Here is a 22492-nt window from a genome sequence, read left to right as displayed (position 1 = left end):
ACGCATGACTATGACCCCCGAGCAGGCGGCCTGGTTCCAGGGCACGTTCACACGACTCGTCGACAATGTCGACCGAGCCCTCATGGGCAAGCGCGACGTCGTCGGGCTCGTGCTCGCGGCGATGCTCGCCGAAGGACACGTGCTGCTCGAGGATGCCCCGGGCACCGGCAAGACGAGCCTCGCGAAGGCCCTCGCGGCGACCGTGCAGGGCACGAGCAATCGCATCCAGTTCACGCCCGACCTTCTTCCCTCCGACGTCACGGGTGTCACGATCTATGACCAGGCGACCCGCCGGTTCGAGTTCCACAAGGGACCCGTCTTCGCATCGATCGTCCTCGCCGACGAGATCAACCGCGCGTCGCCCAAGACGCAGTCGGCGCTGCTCGAAGTCATGGAGGAGTCGCGCGTCACCGTCGACGGTGTCGCGCACGAAGCGGGGAGGCCCTTCCTCGTCATCGCGACGCAGAACCCGATCGAGCAGGCGGGCACGTACAAACTGCCCGAGGCGCAGCTCGACCGCTTCCTCGTGAAGACGGCGATCGGCTACCCCGACCTCGAGATCGCCGAGCGGATCCTCGCCGGTGCCGCCGAGCGCAACCCGTCGGCGAACCTGACGGCCATCATCACGACGAGCGCCGTCGGCGACATGGCTGATCTCGCCTCGACCGTGCACGTCGAACCCGCCGTGCTGCGCTACACCGCCCAGCTCGCCGAGGCGACGCGCGCCGACGCCGCGACACGCCTGGGCGTCTCGGTGCGCGGCGCCATCGCGATGATCCGCCTCGCGAAGGTGTGGGCGGCCGCGCACGGCCGTCACTTCGTGACGCCCGACGACATCAAGCGGCTCGCCGCACCGACGTGGACCCACCGTCTCGTGATGGACCCCGAGGCGGAGTTCTCGGGCACGACGCCCGAGACCGTCATCGCCCGCACGCTCGAGACGGTCGACGCCCCGCAGGCGAGGTCGGCAGCTTGATGACGACGGATGCGCTCCGCCCGGCGACTGCCGTGGGGCAGCGCCGTGAGCACGCGCAGGGCGTCGCCCTGGGCGTGTGGGAGCGCGTCCGCAGCATCCTGTCCGTGTTCCGCCCCCTCGCCTGGGTGCTCATCGCGACGGCGATCGTGCTGTGGATCGCGGGGCAGAGCCTCGGCTGGTGGGAGCTGACGGTCACGGCCGTCGTGCTCGCGAGCGTCGTCGCCCTGTGTGCGCTGTTCCTCATCGGCCGCACGACGTACGCCGCCACGCTCGACCTCAACCGCACGCGTGTCGTCGTCGGCGAACGGGCCGTCGGTGCCCTGACGCTCGCCAACACCGGCACCCGCGCGATCATGCCCTCGCGCGTCGTTCTCCCCGTCGGGGCAGGTCGCGGTGTCTTCGCCGTGCGTCGCCTGGCGGCGGGCGAGACCGCCGAAGAGCTCTTCGCGATCCCGACGCAGCACCGAGGCGTGCTCGCCGTCGGGCCCGTGAGTGTCGTGCGCGGCGACCCGCTCGGCGTCTTCGAGCGCGTACACCGCCGTGACGACCCGGTCGATCTCTACGTGCACCCTCGCACCGTGGCGTTCTCGGGCCAGTCGCTCGGGTTCTTGCGCGACCTCGAAGGGCTTCCCGCGACCGACCTCTCGCGCGACGACGTGTCCTTCCACGCGCTGCGCGAGTATCAGCCCGGCGATGACCTTCGCCACGTGCACTGGAAGTCGACGGCGCGCATCGGCGAGATGATGGTGCGCCAGTACGAAGAGACCCGCCGATCGCACTTCGTCATCGCACTGTCACGAAGCGCGGGGGACTACCTCGACGGCGACGAGTTCGAGCTCGGCATCTCGATCGCCGGATCGATCGGCCTGCGCGCTCTGCGTGATTCGCAGCGCGTCGAGATGCGCGTGCAGGGCCGCGAGCTGCCGGCATCCAACGGAAAGCGATTCCTCGACTCGCTGTCGGTCATCGACCACTCGCGCCCGCGCGAGGGCGGCATCGTCGAGCTCGCCGGAACCGTCGGCGCGACCCTGCCGCTCGCGAGCGTCGTCGTGCTCATCTGCGGCAGCTCGGTCGACGCCGCGGCGCTGCGCCGCGCGTGCGCACGCCTGCCGTTCGGCGCGCGTGTGCTCGTGGTCGTCGCCGAACCCGGCGCCGCCCCGGCGCTGCGTCGCATCGGCGATGCCGACGTGCTCACGGTCGGAGCCCTCGACGAACTGCCCGGTGCGCTGCGGAAGGTGCTCGCATGACCGCTTCGACCACGTCGCCGTCGCGTCTGCCGCTGCGGCGCTGGATCCTCGACCTCGTCGCTGTCGCGCTGCTGCTGTGCGTGCCCATCGTCGGCTTCTGGCCGACCTTCGAGGCGCCCTCCTACCTCGTCGCCGCCTTCGGGGCTGCTCTGCTGGGCATGGGCATCGCGTCGCTGGGTGCGTGGTGGCGCTGGGGTGCTCTGCCCATCGCCGGGGTGACGGTCGCGGTCTACTTCGTCTTCGGCGGCGCGCTCGCGCTGCCGCACACCGCGGTGGTCGGTGTCGTGCCGACGCTCGACACCCTGGGCGGCCTCGCTCTCGGCGCGGTCACGTCGTGGAAGGGCCTGCTCACGACCGTCGCGCCTGTCGCGCCCGGCGACGGCCACCTCGTCGTGCCGTTCCTGCTCACGCTCGTCGCCGCCGTTCTGACGACGAGTCTCGCGCTGCGCGCGAACCGCGCCGCGTGGGCGCTCATCCCGGCGGCAGCGTTCCTCGCGATCCAGATCGCGATCGGAACCTCTGAGCCCGCCGCCCCGATCGTGCAGGGCATCCTCTTCGCGATCGTCGCCGTTGCGTGGCTGTCTGTGCGCGCCGCCTGGGCGCACAGCGGAGTGGCGATCTCGCTCGGCGCAGACGGCGAAGGCTCGCCGCGCGCCGCCGCGGCCCGCCGCATCCTGCTCGGCGGAGGAGTCGTCGCCGTCGCCGCGATCATCGGCGTCACCACGAGCGCCCTGGCCGCACCCGACTCGCCGCGGTACGTGCTGCGCGATGTCGTCATCCCGCCGTTCGACATCCGCGAGTACCCGAGCCCGCTGCAGGGCTTCCGCGCGCTCGTGCGCGATCAGGCCGATGAGCCGCTGTTCCGGGTGTCGGGCCTGCCCGAGGGGGCGCGCGTGCGCATCGCGACGATGGATGCGTACAGCGGCACCGTCTACAACGTGTCCGACGAGGGTGCCGGGTCCTCGAGCGCCTTCCGCCCCGTGCGCGGCAAGATGTCGGCGGATGCCACGGGCACGCCCGTGACGCTGCGCTTCGACATGGATCAGTGGGACAGCGTGTGGATGCCGGGCGCCGGATCCATCGCCGAGGTCGAGTTCGACGGTCCGCGTGCCGATGATCTGCGCCGCAGCGCGCACTACAACGAGTCCACCGGCACGGGCGTCGTCATCTCGCGCCTCGCGACGGGCGACGCGTACACGGTCGAAACGATGCTGCCCGTCGAGCACAGCGACGAACGCCTCGCCGATGAGGCGTTCGCTCCCGTCACACTCCCCTCGCAGAAGGGAGTGCCGCAGAGCCTCGCCGACATCGCAGCCAAGGCGGTCGCCGACGCGAACACGCCGATCGAGCAGGCGCGCGCGTTGGAGAGCTTCCTCGCCGAAGACGGCTTCTTCAGCCACGGGCTCGAGGGGGAGACCCTCTCGCGCGCCGGTCACGGCGCGGAGCGGATCCTGACCCTCGTCGATTCCGATCAGATGATCGGCGACGACGAGCAGTACGCGACCGCGATGGCTCTGCTGGCCCGCGAGATCGGCATACCCGCGCGCGTCGTCATGGGGTTCTATCCCGAAGACGATGCTGCGGGCGAAGCCGTCTTCACGGCGACGGGCGACACGCTGCACGCGTGGGTCGAGATCGCGTTCGAGCGATCCGGCTGGGTGCGCTTCGACCCGACGCCGCCCGAGGACCAGGCGCCCAACGACCAGACCACAAAGCCGCGGGCCGATCCCAAGCCGCAGGTGCTGCAGCCGCCTCCGCCCGAGCAGGAGCCTGTCGACCTGCCCATCGCGATCCCCGACGACCGCGAGAGCGAAGACGAGGAGAACAACGACCTCGGCATGCTCGGGGTGATCCTCGCGATCGGCGGCGGCGTGCTCGGTGTGCTCGCGCTTCTCGCCGCGCCGTTCATCGTGATCGGGCTCTTCAAGGCGGCCAAGCGTCGCCGTCGCCGCGCCGCGGAGCGCCCGTCCGACCGCATCAGCGGTGGGTGGGACGAGCTCGTCGACCGCGCGGTCGACTACGGCACGCCCGTCCGGGCCGGTGGCACGCGTCAGGAGGACGCCGTCACCGTCTCAGACGCGTTCGCTGAAGCCCGCGTCACGGCGCTGGCGACCCGCGCCGACGTCGAGGTGTTCGGTCCGAGCGACCCCACGCCCGAGGACATCGACGAGTTCTGGCGCCAGGTCGACGACATCGTCGGCGGCATGGCGACCCGACGCTCGCTCTGGCAGCGGATGCGGGCCAGACTGAATCTGCGCTCGCTGCTCGCGGGCACGCGGTTCGCGCTCCCTTCACGCACAACCCGCGCCCGCTCGGTCGGTGACGATCGACGAGCCGACACCTCCTCACCCCCGGAGTCCGAATGAGTCAGCCCACCTACGCTTTGCCGGTAGCTCCCGCGCCGCGCGGCCCTGCGCTCGCTTCGATCGGGCGCCGCGTCGCCGCCTACGTGGTCGACGGCGCGGTCCTCGCCGCCGTCATGATCGTGGTGACGGTGCTCAGCGTCGTGATCGCGCAGCCGCTGGCCGCCGGCACCCCCGAGGCCATCGTGCTGGTGCTGCTGTTCGTCTATGGTGCCCTCGGCCTCGCGAGCATCGCCTGGGCGCTGGTCTACTCGGCGCTGCAGGGCGGCAAGGGGTCGCCCGGCCAGCGCATCGTGCGCGTGCAGGTGCGGGATGCCACCACCGGCGCTCCGATCGGCTTCGGCCGGGCACTGCTGCGCAACATCATCTGGGGCCTGGCGGGTTCGATCATCGTCGGGTACTTCACGCCCCTGTTCGACCCCGTGCGGCGCCAGGGGTGGCATGACAAGGTCGTGAACGCCGTCGTCGTCGACGCCGTCGCCCGTGCCGGAGCACCCGAGTCGGCGCCGCCATCGCGTCCCGCAGCCGCCTCGCAGCCGCCTCGCCCCGCGGCGCCCGCCACACCGCCGCCTCCCCTGCCGCCGCGCGACTTCGCACCGCCCCTCGCGCCGGCGTACCCGTCGACGCCCCCGAAGCCCCTCGCCCCGTCGCCCCGCACCGATGTCGCCGCCGACGGCATGATCTCGCTCGTGCCCGGCATTACGATCGACCCGACCGGGGGCGGGGCATCTCCGGCTGCGGCTGCGGCACCGAGCCCTGCTCCGGCGGTCACCCCCGCGCCCGCCGTCCCGGCTGCTGTGTCGGCGCCGCCCCTTGCGCCGCCGCGCATCTCGGCGCCCGGGCTGATCTCTGAGGAGATCGACATCGATGAGACGCGGGCCGCGAATGCTGCGAGCGCCATCGTCGTTCTCCTGTGGGATGACGGTACCCGCACCGCCGTCTACACGCGCACGCTGTTCGGTCGCAATCCGGGCAGCGAAGACGGCGCCGTCGTCGCGTCGCTCCGTGATGAGACGCTGTCGCTGTCCAAGACGCACTTCGAGATCGGGTCGACGGCGACTGGCCCCTACATCGTGGACCGCCACTCGACCAACGGCACGACGCTCGTGCGCGACGGCGGGCGCCAGGTTCTCGCGGCGGGCGTGCAGACCGCGCTGCGCCCGGGCGACGCGCTCGAGTTCGGCGATCGCCGTGCCACCGTCGGAGGCGACGCGTGAGCGTGCCTCTCGTCGAGGTCGCGGCGGGCGCCGCGACCGACCCGGGCCTGCGCCGCCGCATCAACGAGGACTCGCACCTGGCGGCATCCCCGCTCTTCCTCGTCGCCGACGGCATGGGCGGCCACCAGGCGGGTGAGCTTGCCTCGGCCGCCGTCATCGCCGAGTTCTCGACGCTCGCGGGGCGCGACAGCCTCTCGATGCGCGACGTCCGGGCGGCCCTGGACACCGCTCGGAGGCGCGTCGACGACCTTCCCGAAGCGGCAGCGGGTGCCGGCACCACCCTCAGCGGCGTCGTCATCGCCGATGTCGACGGCGTCGCGTGCTGGCTCACCCTCAATCTGGGCGATTCGCGCACCTATCTGTTGAGCGACGGCGAGTTCGACCAGATCAGCGTCGACCATTCCGTCGTTCAGGAGCTCATCGACAGCGGACAGCTCGACGCGGCCGCCGCCGCCGTCGATGCCCGTCGCAACGTCATCACGCGCGCGATCGGCGGCGGAAGCTCTGCCGAAGCCGATTACTGGGTCATCCCCGCACAGGTCGGCGACCGCGTGCTCGTGTGCTCCGACGGACTGTCCGGAGAACTGAGCAGTGAGCGCATCGACACGGTTCTGCGGGCTGAATCCGATCCGCAATCCGCTGCGACCCGCCTCGTTCACGAGGCGATGCTGCAGGGCGGCCGCGACAACATCACCGCGATCGTCGTCGACGCGCTCGTCATCCATCCCGGTGTGACGGGGGACGACGATGACGACGAAGACGTCGACGAGGACACCCGACCCCGTGTCGGGACAGGAGGGGGTCGGCGATGATCGTCGGACGATACGCACCCGGACCGTGGCAAGCGGTGGTGACGGGCCGAGGGCTCGTCGTGCTGGGCGCCGACGTGCCCATCGCCCTGCTCGAGAGCGTCTGGCGGCAGGCGGACGCCGGTCGCGGGCTTCCCGCCGTCATCGAGGCCCTGACGGGAGCGTTCGGCACCTCGCTCGCCGCGATTCCGCCGTTCGCGGTCGTGCTCGCTGAAGACGACGGCGTCCGCGCGGTCGTGCGCGGCGCGTTCGAGCTGACCGTCGAGACGCCGACGGGCGTCGAAGAGCTCTCGGGCGCATCGGTCACGACCTGGAATGAGCGCACGATCCCGGGAGCCGTCCGCGCCCATATCGTCACCGCCGAACACGACGCCCCCGTCGAGTACCCCATCCGAGACGGCATCGTGCTGGTGTCCGCCGTGACGGTCTCCTTCGATGAGACGGATGCTGCGCCCGTCGGCGTGCCCGAGCCGCGTGCCGCCCGTGCCGAGGCTTCCGTCGTCGAGCCCGTCGTGACGATCGACGTCGAACCGGATCCGGCCCCCGAGCCGGTTCCTGCCCCCGAGCCGACCCCGGTGCCGGAAGCGCCTGCAGCCGGGCCGGTCGAGCCGGTCGAGGTGCCGGCGGCGATCGTGGAGCCGGCGCCGGCTCCCGTGGCGCCCGAGCTGCCCGGGCTCATCGACTCCGCCGCCGTCACGATGGCCGGTGCCGATACTCTCCTGCCCGCCGAATCGACGTTCGCCCGCACGGGTGACTGCCCGCCCGAGGGGTCGCCGGCACGCACGGCGGCATCCGAGAGCCCCGCCGACCGGGGCGAGGGCGAGAGTCCGTGGGCCGCGACGATCGTGCGCCCGGCCGATGCACCCGCTGGCCCGCCCGCACCCATCGCGGGCGACCACGACGGCGAGACGATCTCGCTCGCCCAGCTGCGCGCGATGCGCGGCGCGCTGGGCACCGATTCGATGCCGCCGCCGCCGCCGCTCGCTCCGCCCCGGCGGACGGCGCCCGGCCGCATCCGGCTGTCGACGGGGCAGGAGCTGCTGCTCGATCGCACCGTCGTGATCGGCCGCCGACCGCGATCGACGCGTGTCGTCGGCACCGACCTGCCGCACCTCGTCGCGGTCGACAGCCCCGAGCAGGACATCTCACGCAGCCACCTCGAACTGCGGGTCGAGGGCGACAGCATCGTCGCGACCGACCTGAACACGACGAACGGCACGATCCTGCACCGGGCGGGCGCCGACCCGGTGCGCCTGCATCCGAGCGAGGCGACGGTCGTCGTCAGCGGCGACCTGCTCGACCTCGGCGACGGCATCACCGTGACCGTCGAGGAGTCCCTGTGAACGCGAAGCGCGCGCCCATGGCGCCGCCCGATCTGCCGGGGTTCACGTACATCGACGTCCTCGGCTCGGGCGGTTTCGCCGACGTCTACCTCTACGAGCAGCAGCTGCCTCGTCGCCGCGTCGCGGTGAAGGTGCTGCTGCTCGATCGCATTTCGAGCGGTTCGGTGGCTGAGTTCACCGCCGAGGCGAACGTCATGGCGATGCTGTCGACGCATCCCGCGATCGTCACGATCTACCAGGCGGGGGTCGCCGGCGACGGCCGCCCGTACCTCGTGATGGAGTACTGCCCCAAGCCGAACCTCCAGGTGCGTTACCGCCGCGAGCCGTTCTCGGTCGCCGAATCGCTGCGCGTCGGCGTGCAGGTCGCCGCGGCCGTCGAGACGGCGCACCGCGCAGGGGTCCTGCACCGCGACATCAAGCCCGCCAACATCCTCGTGACGGAGTACAACCGCCCCGCGCTCACCGACTTCGGCATCGCCTCGACCACGGCCGCAGCGGCCGAATCGGCGGGGCTTTCGATCCCGTGGTCGCCGCCGGAATCGTTCGCCGACGCACCGCAGTCGACCCCGCGCTCCGATGTCTACGCGCTCGGCGCGACGGTGTACACCCTGCTCGCGGGGCGCTCGCCGTTCGAGCAGCCCGACCAGCGCAACACAGCAGCCGACCTCATCCAGCGGATCGAGACCGCACCGTTGCCCTCGCTGGCACGCACGGACTCGCCCGCATCGCTGCAGTGGGTGCTCGAGCGCGCCATGTCCAAGAACCCGGCCGACCGCTACGAGTCGGCCCTGGGGTTCGCCCGCGCCCTGCAGAAGGTGCAGATCGAGCTGTCCCACGCCGTCACGGCGATCGACATCCTCGATGACGCCGTGCCCGAGGAAGACATCGTCGACGACGATGACGACGGCCTCACCCGCGTGCGTGGTGTCGTCAGCATCAACCCCGAGACCGCACCCGCGGCCGGACTCACGCGCCCGTCGGCAGCGACCGCTCCGGCCCAGCACCGACCCGCGCCCTCTGCTTTCGCGCCGGGCGTCGATGAGACGATGCTGCGCGTGCCGCCGGGGACGGCCGAGCCGGCGACCGATGTGTCGGCGACGATTCTGCGCCCGCCCGCTCACTCCGCCCCTGCCGCGCCGCCCGTCGAAGCCGAAACGCCCACGGCTGCCGAGGCATCCGCCCGCGCGGCATCCGTCCCCGAGGCATCCGCCCCGGCAGCGTCCGAGCCGCCCCCGCCGCCCGCGCGCTCGCGTCGCACAGTGGTGGGCTGGTCGATCGGCGCCGGTGTTCTGGTCGTGCTCGCCGCCATCATCGTCGGCGTCTCGCTGCCGGGCATTCTCGCCGGGAACACGCCCACTCCGCCGCCGCCCGAGACGTCGGCCAACCCGCAGGACCCCGTCTCGGTCGCGGTTCCCGCTCCCGCCGGCGTCACCGCTGTCGCGGTGGGCGCGGATGTGACCTTCACCTGGACGAACCCCGATCCGCAGGACGGTGACCACTACCTGTGGTCGGTCGTACGCGCCGGAGAGGAGCGCTCGCCCGCCAGCACGTCCGAGCCGACCGTCACCGTTCCGGCAGACCCGTCGGGCCGCACGTGCATCGAGCTGTTCACCGTGCGCGAGTCCGGGCGTTCATCTCAAGCCGTCACGGAGTGCACCTCATGAGCGCGCCCCCACCGCTGAGCGTCGAGTTCGCCGGCGAGGTCTTCTCGGTCTCACCCGACGCCGAGTTCACGGTCGGTCGCGAGGGCGACCTGGCGATCGATGACAACCTCTTCCTGCACCGCACCTTCCTGACGATCTCGTGCATCGAGGGGCTGTGGCTGCTCTCGAACGTCGGCAGTCGGCTCACCGCGACGGTGACCGATTCGGGCGGACGCGTGCAGGCCTGGCTGGCCCCCGGCGCCCGGCTGCCGCTCGTCTTCGCCGCGACCTCGGTCATCTTCAGTGCCGGACCCACGACCTACGAGCTCACCGTGACCTCGAGCGAACCGGCGTTCCGCGAGACCGCGCGCATCGACGACGACGACCGGGGCGACGGACTCAGCACGATCGGCGACGTACCGCTGACCCTCGGTCAGCGGCTCATGATCCTCGCGCTGGCCGAGCCCGTCCTGCGCCGCGAGGGCACCGGCATGAGCGAGCTGCCGACGTCGGCGCAGGCCGCCGAGCGGCTGGGCTGGACGCTCACGCGCTTCAACCGCAAGCTCGACAACGTGTGCGACAAGCTCGACCGCATCGGTGTCCCGGGCATGCGCGGCGGTGTGCGCTCGTACGCGACCAACCGTCGCGTCAGGCTCGTCGAGCATGCGATAGCGGCGCGCCTGGTCACGCGCGACGATCTGGCCCTGCTCGATGAAGCCCAGAGCGCAGACGACGAGAACTGACCCGGGTCAGCGACCCGTGTCGTAGAGGTGCGGGCCGCCGTGACCCAGCACCTTGACGATGATGCCGCGCCGGCGCAGCTCGGCCACCGTGCGGGTCTCTTCATCGATGCTGCGGCCGAGGGCGTGCACGTTCGCGACGACGATCACGTCACCGCGGTCGAGGCGTCCGACGAGGCGGTGAAGGCGCTCCTCCCACGACTCCATCGTCTCGGGCGAGGGGTGGCGGAACCCCTCGATCGGTACGCCGAACCGCGTGAGTTCGTTGCGCTGCTCGACGACCGATGGCATGTCCTCGCGAGCGACGACGAGTCCGACCAGGCGCGAACTCGACGGGCGGGCCTGCCACCAATCACGGTCGGCGCGCAGCTCGGTGAAGCACTTCGGGCACTCCGCCGCCGCGTGCGGCAGGGTGACCGGGCTCGTCTCAGGACCCGGCGTCAGGTCGGCGCGGGTCGTGATCGCGGCATCCGCATCGATGATGTCGCTCATGGTGCCCCCTTGTTCCCGTCCATTGTCGCCCACTTCCCGCGCGGGGGCACCTGGGCTGCCTGCTCTGCCGCGGGAGGCGCGGAGCGGTACCGTCGAACCTATGACGCTCGACGAAATCCTCTATCCGCCGATCGAGCCGTACGAGACCGGTGAGCTCATCGCGGGCGAGGGCAACCGTGTCTACTGGGAGCAGTCCGGCAATCCCGACGGCAAGCCCGTCGTGTTTCTGCACGGCGGCCCCGGGGGCGGCACGGCTCCGTGGCACCGGCGGTTCTTCGACCCCGAGCGCTACCGCATCGTGCTGTTCGATCAGCGTGGATGCGGCCGCTCCACCCCGCACGCGAGCGCACCCGACGCCGATCTGCGCCACAACACGACGTGGCACCTCGTCGCCGACATGGAGCTGCTGCGCCGCAACCTCGGCATCGAACGCTGGCAGGTCTTCGGCGGCTCGTGGGGGAGCGCCCTCGCGCTCGCCTATGCCGAGGCGCACCCCGCCGCCGTGTCCGAGCTCGTGCTGCGCGGCATCTTCACGCTGCGCCGTCACGAACTGGAGTGGTTCTACGAGGGCGGCGCATCGGCGGTGTTCCCCGACGAGTGGGAGAGATTCCTCGCGCCGATCCCCGTGCTGCAGCGCTCTCGGCTCATCGAGGCCTACCACCGGCGCCTGACCGACCCGGATCCCGCCGTGCACATTCCGGCGGCCGTCGCGTGGTCGCGGTGGGAGGCAGCCTCGCTCACGCTGCGCCCCGACCCGTCGCTCATCGACACGATGACCGACCCCCAGGCGGCGACGGCGTTCGCCCGGATCGAGAACCATTACTTCCTCAACGGCGGGTGGTTCGAAGAGGGGCAGCTGATCGCTCGCGCCGGCCGGCTGCGCGGCATCCCCGGTGTCATCGTGCAGGGCCGTCACGACGTGTGCACACCCGCCATGACGGCGTGGGATCTGCACCGTGCATGGCCCGAGGCCGATTTCGTGATGGTCCCGGATGCCGCCCACTCGGCGTCCGAGCCTGGCATCGCAGCGGCCCTGAGAGAGGCGACGGACCGGTTCGCAGGCGGCTGAAGGGCGCGCCCGTCCGCTGAGGTCTCAGGCGCCGAAGGCGCGGGCGAGGGTCTTGATGAGGTCGGCGGATCGGCGGTTCATGCGGAAGCGCGTGAGTCCTTCGCTCACGACGGCGCCCGTGCGGGCGGAGACGAACCACGGCGGCTTCGGCAGCAACGAGAAGCTGCGTCCGCGCGAGCGGATGAGTGCGCGCGGATCGAGCGAGCGCGGGAAGGGGCGGAACGGTCCGCGCACCACCGACCGCTCGACGTGATCCAGCAGCAGCGCGTTGTGCACGATGCCGATCCCGCTCTGCACGTCGTCTACCGTCGCGCCGGGAAAGCCGCCCCACGTCAACGTCGGTGTGAGAAAGCCCATCGCGGTCCAGGCGTTGACGGCGATCGAGCCGTACCGAAGGTCGGCGATCGCCTGCTCGACGCGCTCGCCCAGAGCGGCCTGGGTGAGGGGATCGATGAGCAGATTCGCGCCGAGCGTGCCTGACAGGTTCTCGTTGGCGTGGGCGACCGCCGCGTCGAGGAAGCGCGCTCCCGCGCCAGGCAGGGTGACGACGCCGAGGACGGGCGCGAAGTACTCGGTCGTCTGCAGCGCCGTCGCATCCGTGTCGTCGTCGATCTCGACGAGCAGGCGCGTACCGGCCCCGCTCACGCCCGCATCCGGGTATGCGGCCGCCGCGCGGGCGAGGCTCTCGTCGGCGCGGGGGTACCAGACGGGGCGCGCGGGGGCTGCCGCATAGGCGCGGCGCAGCTCGGCGAGGAAGGCCTCTCGCTGCGGCCAGTCGGCGCTCAGCAGCACGACCTGCCCCGCGATGCAGTTGTGCCCGCTGTTCTGCAGCCGCATCGTCGCGATGTGCTCGGCCTGGAAGCGCAGGTCGGCGTCGGACCACTCACCCGGCACGACGATGACGGGCGAGACGCCGCCGAGCTCTGCCGTGATCGGCACGCGCAGGTGCGGCGCGATCGCGTTGAACGTCCCCGCGGCGCCCGTGATGTGCACGTGGGCGACATCGGGATGCTGCGTGAGGTAGGCCCCGACGGCGCCGTCTCCGCGGACGATCCGCAGGAAGCCCGGCTCGATGAGGGGGGCGAGCGCGCGCTCGAAGATCGGCACGAGCGCGTCTTGTGTGGGGTTCACCTTGAGGATCGCGACGCGGTTGTGCGCCATCAGCTCGTAGAGCACGTCGAGCACGGGGATCGACGTCACGTTCCCCGCCCCCAGGACGAGCCCGATGCCTCCGGGGGTCGCGGGCGACAGCTGCGCGAGCCCTGCGTCGCGGCGGATCGTGGCATCCGTCACCCCGGGCTCGAACCAGACCTCGCCCGAGAAGCCGGAGAGCAGCAGGTGGTCGATCGGGTCGAGCGGGAAGACGCTCGCGCGGCGGCGGTCGGCGGGTGCAGGCTCGGTTGCGATCCCGGTGAGCGGATGCACCCCGCGGGCGAGGCGCTCGAGCGTGCGGCGGTAGGCGTCGAGGGTGACGATCGTGCCGTACGGGCCGGCGAGCCACTCCTCGCCGCGCAACACGTGGCCGGCGTCGAGACCCTTCGACGTGGCGGCGACGTCGACCCACTCGTCGGCGACCGCCGTCACCGCGGCGCGCACTCCCTGCAGGAGACGAGCGCGCTGCGTGAGGGTGAGGTGCGCCCACGTCGCGGACCCCGTTCTGAGCTCGGTGATCGCGGCGTCGATCGGGCGACGGACGTCCTCGGCGAGGGCGGGCGCGGTCTCGGGCACGGGCTCTCCTTCAGGCGGGCCGTTCAGTCTACGCCGCGCTCGCCGTGCGAGGACGGTGCGTGTGGGGTGGCTCCTGGTGTTCTCGTGGTGCGGCCTGCTCGGGCTCGTTTGCCTCAAACGGCGCTGCCGCGCGGCCGGGCGAGCAGAGTGCGACAAGTGAACGGATGCTGCTCGGGTTCGTTTGCCTCAAAGGGCGCTGCCGCGCGGCCCGGGGGAGCAGAGTGCGGCAAGTGAATCGGTGGCGCCGCCCGACTGCAGCCCGAGCTTCATTTGCCTCAAACGGCGCTGCCGGGTGTGCCGGGTGAGCAGAGTGCGACAAGTGAAGCCCCAGGCAGGCCGAACCGGACCGGACCAGGTTGAACCGAACCGGACCAGGCCGAACCAGGCCGAACCGGACCAGGCCGAACCGAACCGGACCGAACCGGACCAGGCCGAACCGGGCCGGACCACCCCACCCAGCGCCCGACGCCGTCAGCTCTCGGCAGTGACGGCGTCGGCGACCGCCCGCATGCCTGTCAAGGTCTCGGCGAACGACGTCGAAAGCGGCGACAGACCGATGCGGAGGCCATCGGGGTCGCGGTAGTCGGGGATGACGTCGTCCTTCCACAGCCGCGCCGTCACGGCGCGCATCGACGGATGCGACAGGGTGACATGGCCGCCACGCAGGTCGGGGTCACGCGGCGACGCGAGCGTCACGCCCAGCGGGGCGAGCAGCTCATCGAACACATCGACGGCGAACGAGGTCAGCGCGACCGACTTCGCCCGCACCGCATCGATCCCGGCGCTGTCGATCATGTCGACGGTGTCCTGCATCGCCAGCATCCCGACGATCGGGGGTGTCCCCGACAGGAACCGGCGCATTCCGGCCGCCGGCGCATACGTCGGACCCATCGCGAAGACGTCGGCGGCGCCCATCCACCCTTGGATCGGCTGCGCGAGGCGGTCCTGCAGGTCGGCCGCGACGTACGCGAACGCGGGCGAGCCGGGGCCTCCGTTGAGGTACTTGTAGGTGCATCCCACCGCGAGGTCGAAGCCCCACTCATCGGCGTGCACGGGCACCGATCCGGCCGAGTGGCAGAGGTCCCACACGATGAGCGCGCCGGCGTCGTGGGCGATGCGCGTGAGCGATGCCGCATCCGCGAGGTAGCCCGAACGGTAGGCGACGTGCGACAGCAGCACGACGGCGGTCTCGGGCCCGACCGCCTGCTGCAGTGCCTCTGCCGTCACGCCGGACGACAGATCGACGTCGATCCAGCGCACGCGTCCGCCGCGCTCGCGTGCGATGCCGTCGACGAGGTACCGGTCGGTCGGGAAGTTGTCGCGATCGACGACGATCTCCACACGCGCGGGGTCGGCCGCGTGCTGTGCGTCGAAGGCGGCGCGCACGAGCTTGTAGAGCAGCACGGTCGTCGAGTCGCCCACGACGGTCTGGCCGGGGGTCGCGCCGATGACCGCCCGCCCGATGGCGTCTCCGACGGCGAAGGGCAGCTGCATCCACGATTCGTCCCACCCGCGGATGAGCCGCCCGCCCCACTGTTCGGTCGTGAACCGCGCGAGCCGGTCGACCGACGCACGCGGGGGGCGTCCGAGCGAGTTGCCGTCGAAGTACACCAGCGAGGTCTCGGCCCCGATGAACAGCTCGCGATAGTGGTGCAGCGGATCGGCGGCATCGTGGGCGGATGCGGTCGAATCGAAGTCAGTCTTGGTCATGTGTGAGCTCCTCAGTGAGATCGACGGTCGCCGTCGCGAGCCACGCGGGCAGCTCGTCGAGTGCGTCGGGCGGCGTGCCCGGGATGAAAGTGGTGAAGGCGCCCGTGCTCGGCGCGAGCGGCCACGGGTCGGTGAGGGCCTGGATGAGCGCGGGCCCCTGCAGGCCGGCGTCGACGAGGGCCGCGAGTTCGCGTTCGTTGACGCCCGTGGGCAGATCGCCGTTGCCGAGGTCGGTGCCGTAGAGCACGGTTCCTCCCGCGGCGACGAAGGCCGCGAGGTTCGCCACGGCGGCCGTACGCGCATCGCCCTGGTGGATGTCGAGCGTCGAGATCCACCGCTGCCCGGCGGCGACGGCGCTCGCGATGAAGCGCGGACCGAGCGGGTCGGTGGGCGTATGGGCGAGCGCGTCGACGCCGGCGCGCAGCGCGAGGCGCGGCATCCCCTCGCCCTCGGCGTGAGCGACGACGGGCAGGCCCCGTGCGTGCGCGGCCGTCACGATCGCGGTGAGGGTCTCGCGATCGAGAACGGGGCCGGCGGTGCTGTTGAGCGCCACCTTGATGACGGATGCACCGAACGAGGCCTGTTCGGCGACGGCGGTCGCCGCCCCACCCGGCACGCCCTCGTGCGGGGAGTCGCTCGTCACTTCGTGCACGATGCTCTCGGGGGCCCACGAGCGGCCGGACGGATAGCCGCCCGGCACCGTCAGGAATGCCCCCGCGAACGCGCGGCGAGGCACGGCGCGCCGAGGCTGGCGCGCGAGCGAGACGGGGTCTCCGCCGAGGTCGACGACGCCGGCGATACCGCCCGCCACGAGGCGTCGATCGTCGATGAGGTGCAGGTGCACGTGGTGATCAACGAACGGGGGCAGCGCGATGCCGGTGTCACCCGTGAGGCCTCGCCGGCACGCGGATGCCGCGGAGCCGAGCAGGTGCGCCAACCGCAGCGGATCGACGGGGTCGTTCACAGCTCCGTCCGTACCGCGAGCAGCTCGGGGAAGAACGTCAGCTCGAGGGCTCGCCGCAGGAACGGAACACCGCTGGACCCGCCCGTTCCGGTCTTGTAGCCGATGATCCGCTCGACCGTCTTGAAGTGACGGAAGCGCCAGAGCTGGAAGTTGTCCTCGAGGTCGACGAGCTCTTCGCTCGTCTCGTACGCCGCCCAGTGCTCAGAGGGGTGCGCATAGATCTCGGTGAAGATCGGCACGAGCTCGGGAGTGAAGGTCCACGCCTGCGTGACGTCGCGCTCGAGCACGCTCTGCGGGATCGCGTAGCCGCGGCGCGAGAGCAGGCGCAGGAACTCGTCGTACAGGCTCGGTGCCTCGAGGGCCGCCGTGACGAGGGCGTGGGCGGCGGGGTCCGACTCGAACACCCGCAGCATCGCGGCGTTCTTGTTGCCGAGGGTGAACTCGACGGCGCGATACTGCGCCGACTGGAACCCGCTGGAGTTGCCCAGCACGCCGCGGAACTCGACGTACTCCGCCGGGGTGAGGGTCGCCAGCACCGACCACTGCTCGGTGAGGGTCTTCTGGATGTGCTTGACGCGGGCGACGCATTTGAGGGCGAGACCGAGCTCGTCGGCACGCAGGTGCCGGCACGCCGCACCGAGTTCGTGCAGCACGAGCTTGAGCCACAGCTCGGTCGTCTGGTGCTGGATGATGAACAGCAGTTCGTCATGGTGCTCGGGGTTGCTGAGCGGATGCTGCGCAGCAAGCAGCGTGTCCAGTTCCAGGTAGCCGCCGTAGCTCATGCGGTCCGAGAAGTCGGTCACGACTGTGCCCTCGATGATTCGGGTGTTTCCTTCGATGCCGTCGTTCACGCCATTGAGCGTAGACGGTCGGCTGTCCTCATCGTCAGGCCCTGTCGCCGGATTCTCAGGCCGACATGGGGGAACGCACCGTATTGACCAGGGCCTTGTGGCGCGGATTTCGCAGTGCCATACTCCGCTCAGAACCGGCATGTTCGCACCCGACTGGGGAGGGGTGATGGGCCTGGCACCACTGATGGTCGGCCGTCGGCGAGTCCGTTTCGGCTCGGCCGCGCTGGCATTCGTCGTCGTCCTCGGCGCGACGATCTCGGGTGCGCCGGCGGCGTGGGCTGCTCCGCCGAGTGCCGTGCTCGTCTCGCCGGCTGACGGTGCGACGGCCACGAGCACGGCTCCCGCCCTCTCAGTCCGGGCCACGGACCCCGACAACGACCCTCTGCAGGTCACGTTCGAGGGCCGGCTGAAGGGGGCGACGGTTCCCGGGCAGACGACCGCCGAGCCGTTCAGCATCGTCGCCATCCCGGATATCCAGAACTACACCAACGCGTCGCGGGCCCCGATCATCGCGCAGCAGGCTCAGTGGATCGTCGACACACGCGCGGAACTGAACACCCAGTTCGCCGTGCAGCTCGGTGATCTCGTCGGCACCTGGTCGTGGGCGGGACACTGGCCGTTCGCATCCGATGGCCTGAAGGTGCTCGACGACAACGGCATGCCCAACGCCGTGGTGGCGGGCAACCACGACTTCGATTACGCGACCGGAGACCACACCCAGTACGACAGGTGGTTCCCGCCGAGTCGCTATCAGAACGCGGCATGGACGCCGTCGACCGCCCGATACGGCGGGTACATGGGCCAGAACCAGTTCGGCACCGACGCGTCGGATCGCGCGAACATGAACAACTACTCGCTCTTCACTGCGGGTGGCGTCGACTGGCTCGTGCTCGGTCTCGAATGGGAGGCCCCGACGCCCGTGCTCGAATGGGCGGACCGCGTGCTGAAGGCGCATCCTGACCGACAGGTCATCATGTTCACCCACGCCTTCCTCGATGTGCCGGGCACGCGACGCACTCGGCCCGAGCGCCCCGGAGGCACGACGCCCGAGGTGATGTGGCAGAGCTTCGTGCGCACCCACTGCCAGATCCGGCTCGTCTTGAACGGACACGAGACCGACGGGGATCTCGGCGAAGCGCATCGCACCGATGACAATGCGTGCGGTCAGCCCGTCCATCAGGTCCTGACCGACTATCAAGCGCGTCCGAACGGCGGCAACGGGTGGCTCCGCTACTACCGTTTCGACCCGGCCGCGGCCACGATGACAGCAGTGACCTACTCGCCGTACCTGGGTAGCTACGAGACCGACCCGGATTCGTCCTTCACTCTTCCGTTTCCGACGGTGCCTCCGGAACCGGCACCGTTCACCCCTCTCGCGACCGTCCTGACGGCGTCGGGCGCGACCGCGACCACGACGTGGCAGGGACTGCAGCCTGACCGGGAGTACGAGTGGCGTGTCCGCGTGAGCGACGGTTCGAGCACCGAGACATCCGCCGTCTGGACGGTCAAGGCTCCGGGCGAGGTCGGCGTGCTGGCGCGGGACACGTTCGAGCGGTCGCTGTCCAGCGGATGGGGGGTCGCCGACGTGGGGGGCGAATGGACGATCACGGGGTCGCCCGCCCGGTTGCGTGTCGCAGACGGTCGCGCCTCGATGACCCTCACGTCGTCGACGGGGCAGCAGGCGAATCTGCGATCGGTTGCGACGACGCGTGCGCGGATGTCGGCGGTGTTCTCTGTCGACAAGATCGCCGAGGCGCACTACATCACGCTGATCGGACGCCAGGTCGGAGCCGAGCAGTATCTGCTGCGGGTTCGGATCGGCGCGAACGGCTCGGCGATCCTGCATGTCATGCGCGGCGGCACGGCGATCGGTGGCGCGTTCCCCGTGCCGGGTCTCACCATGACGCCAGGAGTCGCGTACCGCGCGCTGTTCGATGTCTCAGGCGTCTCTCCGACGACCCTGTCGGGAAAGCTGTGGCGCGCAGACCAGCCCGAACCGGCCGCGTGGCAGTTGACGCGCACGGACGGCACGGCAGCGCTGCAGTCGGCGGGGTCGATCGGAGTGCACAGCAGTGTGTCGTCCGCAGCCAATGCGTTCCCGCTGACCGTGACGTTCGACGACATCCGCGTCACGGATCCTTCCGCTACGGCGCCGCCGGCGAATCTGAGCCCGACGGCGGCGTTCACCCACAGCGCGCAGGGCCTGACGGTCGCATTCGACGGCAGGGGGAGTTCTGACGCCGACGGATCCATCGCGTCGCACTCCTGGTCGTTCGGTGACGGCGGATCGGCGACCGGCGCCCAGGCGTCGCGCACATATGCCGCTGCCGGCACGTACGCCGTGTCGCTCACCGTGACCGATGACGACGGTGCCGTGAACACCAAGGTGACCCAGGTCTCCGTCGCTGCACCGCCGCCTGCCGGGTTGGCCCGTGACGCGTTCGAGAGGTCGACGCTCACCGGATGGGGATCCGCCGATCTGGGCGGCGCCTGGTCGATCAGAGGAACCCCCGCCCAGTTCCGTGTCTCGGGCGGATCTGGGCACATGACCCTCGCGACGTCGACCGAGCAGCAGGCCACCCTTTCCGGCGTGACGACCACGAGGGCGCGCGTGTCGACGGTGTTCTCGGTCGACAAGGTCGCCGAGGCGCACTACATCATGCTCATCGGCCGTCAGGTCGGGGCCGAGCAGTATCTGCTGCGGGTGCGCGTCGGTGCGGACGGGTCGGCGATCCTCCACGTCATGCGGGGTGGAACGGCCATCGGCGCCGCGGTGCCGGTGAACGGACTGTCGATCGTCGCGGGGGCCGTATACAACCTCGCCTTCGAGGTGAGGGGGACATCGCCCACGACGCTCTCGGGCAAGCTGTGGCGAGACGGAACCGCCGAGCCGGTGGCGTGGCAGGTGACGCGGACCGACAGCACGGCGGCGCTGCAGGCTGCCGGAACCGTCGGGGTGCACAGCCGGGTGTCGTCGGTGGCGAATGCCTATCCGCTGACCGTCTCTCTTCGTGAGTTCTCGGTGGTCGACCCGTCGGTGCCCTGAGCGCAGCGGCCCGCTCTCGCGGAATCACGGGAGAATAGGGGGATGACTGCAGATTCCACCATCACGATGTTCGGCGCCGAATGGTGCTCGGACTGCCGCCGCACCAAGAAGCAGCTCGACGACCTCGGCGTCGAGTACACGTACGTCGACCTCGAGGCCGACCCGAAGGCCGCCGACGTCGCCCGCGACATCTCTGGCCGCACGAACATCCCCGTCGTGGTCTATCCCGACACGTCGCACCACGTCGAGCCGTCCAACGCCGACGTCGAGGCCAAGCTGCGCGAGCTCTCTCTGATCTGACGCCCTTCACCGCGAGACTGCATCGGCCCACGCCGATGCAGTCTCGCGGTGTCAGAGGGGTGGGTCTCGCCGGGCGTCAGCGCCGACCGAGGCCGCGGTATGTCCAACCGGCGTCGCGCCAGCGAGCGGGGTCGTAGCTGTTGCGCGCGTCGACGATGTTCGGCGTCGCGACGAGCGGCAGCACTGCTTCGGGGTCGAGGTAGCGGTACTCGTCCCACTCCGTCACGAGCACGACGACGTCAGCGTCGCGCACGGTGTCCTCGAACGATTCGCGGTAGTCCAGCTGCGGGTGCCGAGCCCGGGCATTCTCGATCGCAGCGGGATCGGTGACCCGGACGTCGGCGCCGAGGCCCTTCAGCCGCACCGCGACGTCGAGCGCGGGGGAGTCCCGCACATCGTCGGAGTGCGGCTTGAATGCGAGGCCGAGCATCGCGACGACCTTGCCGACCGGCCGACCGTCCAGGGCCTCGACGACGTGGTCGACGACCTTGCTGCGCCGGCGCAGGTTGATGGCGTCGACCTCTTTGAGGAACGCCACAGAGTCGGCGCGGCCGAGCTCTTCGGCCCGCGCGGTGAAGGCGCGGATGTCCTTCGGCAGGCAGCCGCCGCCGAATCCCACGCCCGCACCGAGGAACCGCCGACCGATCCGGTCATCGTGCCCGATCGCATCGGCGAGCTGCACGACGTCGGCACCGGTCACCTCGGCGATCTCGGCCATCGCGTTGATGAACGAGATCTTGGTGGCGAGGAACGCGTTCGCGGCGACCTTGACGAGCTCGGATGTCGCGAAATCGGTCACGATCAGCGGGGTGTCCAGTGCAATCACGGGGCCGTAGGCTTCGCGGAGGGCGGCCTCGGCCACGGCGGCCTGATCGGGCTCGGGCGGCAGACCGAACACGAGGCGGTCCGGAGTCAGCGAGTCCTTCACAGCCCAGCCTTCGCGCAGAAACTCTGGGTTCCACGCGAGCACGGCGCCCGAGCCCTCGATCCGCTCGGCGACCGCCTCGGCGGTGCCCACGGGCACGGTCGACTTGCCGACGATGACGTCGCCGGCTCCGATGTGCGCGAGCAGGCCGTCGATCGCCGAGTCGACGTACGACATATCGGCGGCCATGCTGTCTTTACGCTGCGGAGTGCCGACAGCGATGAAGTGGACGCTGCTGCCGACGGCATCCGCCATATCGGTCGAGAACCGCAGCCGGCCGGAGGCTACATGCGTCTGCAGCAGTTCGGGCAGGCCGGGTTCGAAGAACGGGGCCTCGCCCCGCGTGAGCGCGGCGATCTTGTCGGCATCGACGTCGACCCCGACGACGTCGTGGCCGAGTTCGGCCATGGCTGCCGCGTGGACGGCTCCGAGATATCCGCATCCGATGACTGAGATCCGCATAGATGTCCCTTCGTTGTTGGCGCTCGTCCCATCATGGACGGTGCACGCCGACATACCGGACACCCACCTGCGATCGCGCCGACCCAGAGATCGCACGGGGCACGTCGGTGAGGCCCTCGTCGCACGAGGGAGACAGTCGCGCCGTCAGGCCGATTCGACCCGGTCGACGGCGTCGGCGGCGCCGCGCTGGATGAGATCCAGCGCGCGGCGGAGCTGTGTGCTCGAGGTGTGTGCGGTGTAGGGGAAGTACACGACCTCGACGCCCACGCTCGCGAAATCACGCTCGAGGCGCAGACCCTTGTCTGTGCCGCGCCAGTCATCGCCCTTGAAGAAGTGGGTGAATCCGACGTCGCGCCACGCATCGAGCTTCTGCGGCGTCGTCTCGACGTAGACGTCGTCGACGAAGCTGATGTGGCGGACGATCTCGACGCGCTCGGCGGTGGGAACCACCGGATCGACGAGTTTCACCTGCCGCAGCATCTCGTCACTGACGACACCCGCGATCAGAACGTCGCAGTTCTCCTTGGCGTGGCGAAGGAGATTGAGATGTCCGACGTGGAACAGATCGAATGCTCCCGCGGCATAGCCGATGCGAACGGTCATTGAA

General features: G+C 70.6%; 18 protein-coding genes. 11 read left to right on the top strand and 7 right to left on the bottom strand.

Annotated features, from left to right (window positions below; translation table 11 throughout):
* Nucleotides 1-4 precede the first annotated feature (4 nt).
* The 8 genes from AC25Y0_RS07415 to AC25Y0_RS07380 are packed head-to-tail and all read left to right on the top strand — an operon-like array spanning nucleotide 5 to nucleotide 10341.
* Nucleotides 5-976, top strand: coding sequence for an AAA family ATPase (locus tag AC25Y0_RS07415; RefSeq protein ID WP_488123779.1), 972 nt, complete (start codon nucleotides 5-7; stop codon nucleotides 974-976).
* A complete protein-coding gene (locus tag AC25Y0_RS07410) occupies nucleotides 976-2223 on the top strand; it encodes a DUF58 domain-containing protein (RefSeq protein WP_488123780.1) in 1248 nt (415 codons plus the stop codon). Before AC25Y0_RS07415 ends, AC25Y0_RS07410 begins: the two co-directional genes overlap by 1 nt.
* Nucleotides 2220-4589 carry a transglutaminase-like domain-containing protein gene (locus AC25Y0_RS07405; RefSeq protein ID WP_488123781.1) on the top strand — a complete coding sequence of 790 codons (2370 nt, stop codon included), beginning with the start codon at nucleotides 2220-2222 and terminating at the stop codon, nucleotides 4587-4589. The genes AC25Y0_RS07410 and AC25Y0_RS07405 overlap by 4 nt, the downstream gene beginning before the upstream one ends.
* Entirely contained in the window at nucleotides 4586-5803 is a 1218-nt protein-coding gene (locus AC25Y0_RS07400) for an RDD family protein (protein WP_488123782.1), read from the top strand. Before AC25Y0_RS07405 ends, AC25Y0_RS07400 begins: the two co-directional genes overlap by 4 nt.
* The gene (locus AC25Y0_RS07395) at nucleotides 5800-6615 is read left to right on the top strand and encodes a PP2C family protein-serine/threonine phosphatase (RefSeq protein WP_488123783.1); all 816 of its coding nucleotides are present in this window, start codon (nucleotides 5800-5802) and stop codon (nucleotides 6613-6615) included. The genes AC25Y0_RS07400 and AC25Y0_RS07395 overlap by 4 nt, the downstream gene beginning before the upstream one ends.
* Entirely contained in the window at nucleotides 6612-7955 is a 1344-nt protein-coding gene (locus tag AC25Y0_RS07390) for an FHA domain-containing protein (protein ID WP_488123784.1), read from the top strand. The genes AC25Y0_RS07395 and AC25Y0_RS07390 overlap by 4 nt, the downstream gene beginning before the upstream one ends.
* Nucleotides 7952-9619 (top strand): serine/threonine-protein kinase, encoded by a 1668-nt coding sequence (locus AC25Y0_RS07385; RefSeq protein ID WP_488123785.1) that lies wholly within the window; start codon nucleotides 7952-7954, stop codon nucleotides 9617-9619. The genes AC25Y0_RS07390 and AC25Y0_RS07385 overlap by 4 nt, the downstream gene beginning before the upstream one ends.
* Nucleotides 9616-10341, top strand: a complete 726-nt coding sequence (locus AC25Y0_RS07380; protein ID WP_488123786.1) for a hypothetical protein — start codon at nucleotides 9616-9618, stop codon at nucleotides 10339-10341. The genes AC25Y0_RS07385 and AC25Y0_RS07380 overlap by 4 nt, the downstream gene beginning before the upstream one ends.
* A 6-nt stretch (nucleotides 10342-10347) precedes the next feature.
* Here the strand turns inward: AC25Y0_RS07380 and AC25Y0_RS07375 are convergent, their stop codons facing one another.
* Nucleotides 10348-10830, bottom strand: a complete 483-nt coding sequence (locus tag AC25Y0_RS07375; protein WP_488123787.1) for a recombinase family protein — start codon at nucleotides 10828-10830, stop codon at nucleotides 10348-10350.
* A 100-nt stretch (nucleotides 10831-10930) separates the two neighbouring features.
* On the opposite strand from AC25Y0_RS07375, the gene pip reads away from it, so the two are divergent.
* The gene (pip, locus tag AC25Y0_RS07370) at nucleotides 10931-11899 is read left to right on the top strand and encodes a prolyl aminopeptidase (protein WP_488123788.1); all 969 of its coding nucleotides are present in this window, start codon (nucleotides 10931-10933) and stop codon (nucleotides 11897-11899) included.
* Between the two features lie 24 nt (nucleotides 11900-11923).
* Here the strand turns inward: pip and AC25Y0_RS07365 are convergent, their stop codons facing one another.
* The 4 genes from AC25Y0_RS07365 to kynA form a co-directional block, all read right to left on the bottom strand.
* Nucleotides 11924-13627: an aldehyde dehydrogenase family protein gene (locus AC25Y0_RS07365; RefSeq protein ID WP_488123789.1), complete on the bottom strand. Its 1704-nt coding sequence runs from the start codon at nucleotides 13625-13627 to the stop codon at nucleotides 11924-11926.
* A gap of 471 nt (nucleotides 13628-14098) precedes the next feature.
* Nucleotides 14099-15337 (bottom strand): kynureninase, encoded by a 1239-nt coding sequence (locus tag AC25Y0_RS07360; protein WP_488134457.1) that lies wholly within the window; start codon nucleotides 15335-15337, stop codon nucleotides 14099-14101.
* Entirely contained in the window at nucleotides 15324-16301 is a 978-nt protein-coding gene (locus AC25Y0_RS07355) for an amidohydrolase family protein (RefSeq protein ID WP_488134456.1), read from the bottom strand. Before AC25Y0_RS07355 ends, AC25Y0_RS07360 begins: the two co-directional genes overlap by 14 nt.
* Entirely contained in the window at nucleotides 16298-17152 is an 855-nt protein-coding gene (gene kynA, locus AC25Y0_RS07350; protein WP_488123792.1) for a tryptophan 2,3-dioxygenase, read from the bottom strand. The genes AC25Y0_RS07355 and kynA overlap by 4 nt, the downstream gene beginning before the upstream one ends.
* A gap of 166 nt (nucleotides 17153-17318) precedes the next feature.
* Between kynA and AC25Y0_RS07345 the strand changes: the two genes are divergently transcribed.
* Nucleotides 17319-20198 (top strand): PKD domain-containing protein, encoded by a 2880-nt coding sequence (locus tag AC25Y0_RS07345; protein WP_488134455.1) that lies wholly within the window; start codon nucleotides 17319-17321, stop codon nucleotides 20196-20198.
* Nucleotides 20199-20240: 42 nt separating this feature from the next.
* A complete protein-coding gene (locus tag AC25Y0_RS07340) occupies nucleotides 20241-20498 on the top strand; it encodes a glutaredoxin family protein (RefSeq protein WP_488123794.1) in 258 nt (85 codons plus the stop codon).
* Between the two features lie 76 nt (nucleotides 20499-20574).
* On the opposite strand, the gene AC25Y0_RS07335 is transcribed toward AC25Y0_RS07340, so the two are convergent.
* On the bottom strand, nucleotides 20575-21885 hold the full coding sequence (locus AC25Y0_RS07335) for a UDP-glucose dehydrogenase family protein (protein WP_488123795.1): 1311 nt from the start codon (nucleotides 21883-21885) through the stop codon (nucleotides 20575-20577).
* A gap of 144 nt (nucleotides 21886-22029) precedes the next feature.
* Nucleotides 22030-22488: an FAD synthase family protein gene (locus tag AC25Y0_RS07330; RefSeq protein ID WP_488123796.1), complete on the bottom strand. Its 459-nt coding sequence runs from the start codon at nucleotides 22486-22488 to the stop codon at nucleotides 22030-22032.
* Nucleotides 22489-22492: the final 4 nt, after the last annotated feature.

Source organism: Microbacterium sp. Y547 (assembly GCF_057669785.1).
This window is presented reverse-complemented; position numbering and strand designations above follow the sequence as displayed.

What these genes read in the sequence shown, in the direction of transcription:
- AC25Y0_RS07330 (WP_488123796.1), bottom strand. Translation starts at nt 22,488, where the DNA reads ATGACCGTTCGCATCGGCTATGCCGCGGGAGCATTCGATCTGTTCCAC.
- AC25Y0_RS07380 (WP_488123786.1), top strand. Translation starts at nt 9,616, where the DNA reads ATGAGCGCGCCCCCACCGCTGAGCGTCGAGTTCGCCGGCGAGGTCTTC.
- AC25Y0_RS07415 (WP_488123779.1), top strand. Translation starts at nt 5, where the DNA reads ATGACTATGACCCCCGAGCAGGCGGCCTGGTTCCAGGGCACGTTCACA.
- AC25Y0_RS07345 (WP_488134455.1), top strand. Translation starts at nt 17,319, where the DNA reads ATGGGCCTGGCACCACTGATGGTCGGCCGTCGGCGAGTCCGTTTCGGC.
- AC25Y0_RS07400 (WP_488123782.1), top strand. Translation starts at nt 4,586, where the DNA reads ATGAGTCAGCCCACCTACGCTTTGCCGGTAGCTCCCGCGCCGCGCGGC.
- AC25Y0_RS07335 (WP_488123795.1), bottom strand. Translation starts at nt 21,885, where the DNA reads ATGCGGATCTCAGTCATCGGATGCGGATATCTCGGAGCCGTCCACGCG.
- AC25Y0_RS07375 (WP_488123787.1), bottom strand. Translation starts at nt 10,830, where the DNA reads ATGAGCGACATCATCGATGCGGATGCCGCGATCACGACCCGCGCCGAC.
- AC25Y0_RS07405 (WP_488123781.1), top strand. Translation starts at nt 2,220, where the DNA reads ATGACCGCTTCGACCACGTCGCCGTCGCGTCTGCCGCTGCGGCGCTGG.
- AC25Y0_RS07340 (WP_488123794.1), top strand. Translation starts at nt 20,241, where the DNA reads ATGACTGCAGATTCCACCATCACGATGTTCGGCGCCGAATGGTGCTCG.
- pip (WP_488123788.1), top strand. Translation starts at nt 10,931, where the DNA reads ATGACGCTCGACGAAATCCTCTATCCGCCGATCGAGCCGTACGAGACC.
- AC25Y0_RS07360 (WP_488134457.1), bottom strand. Translation starts at nt 15,337, where the DNA reads ATGACCAAGACTGACTTCGATTCGACCGCATCCGCCCACGATGCCGCC.
- AC25Y0_RS07410 (WP_488123780.1), top strand. Translation starts at nt 976, where the DNA reads ATGACGACGGATGCGCTCCGCCCGGCGACTGCCGTGGGGCAGCGCCGT.
- AC25Y0_RS07390 (WP_488123784.1), top strand. Translation starts at nt 6,612, where the DNA reads ATGATCGTCGGACGATACGCACCCGGACCGTGGCAAGCGGTGGTGACG.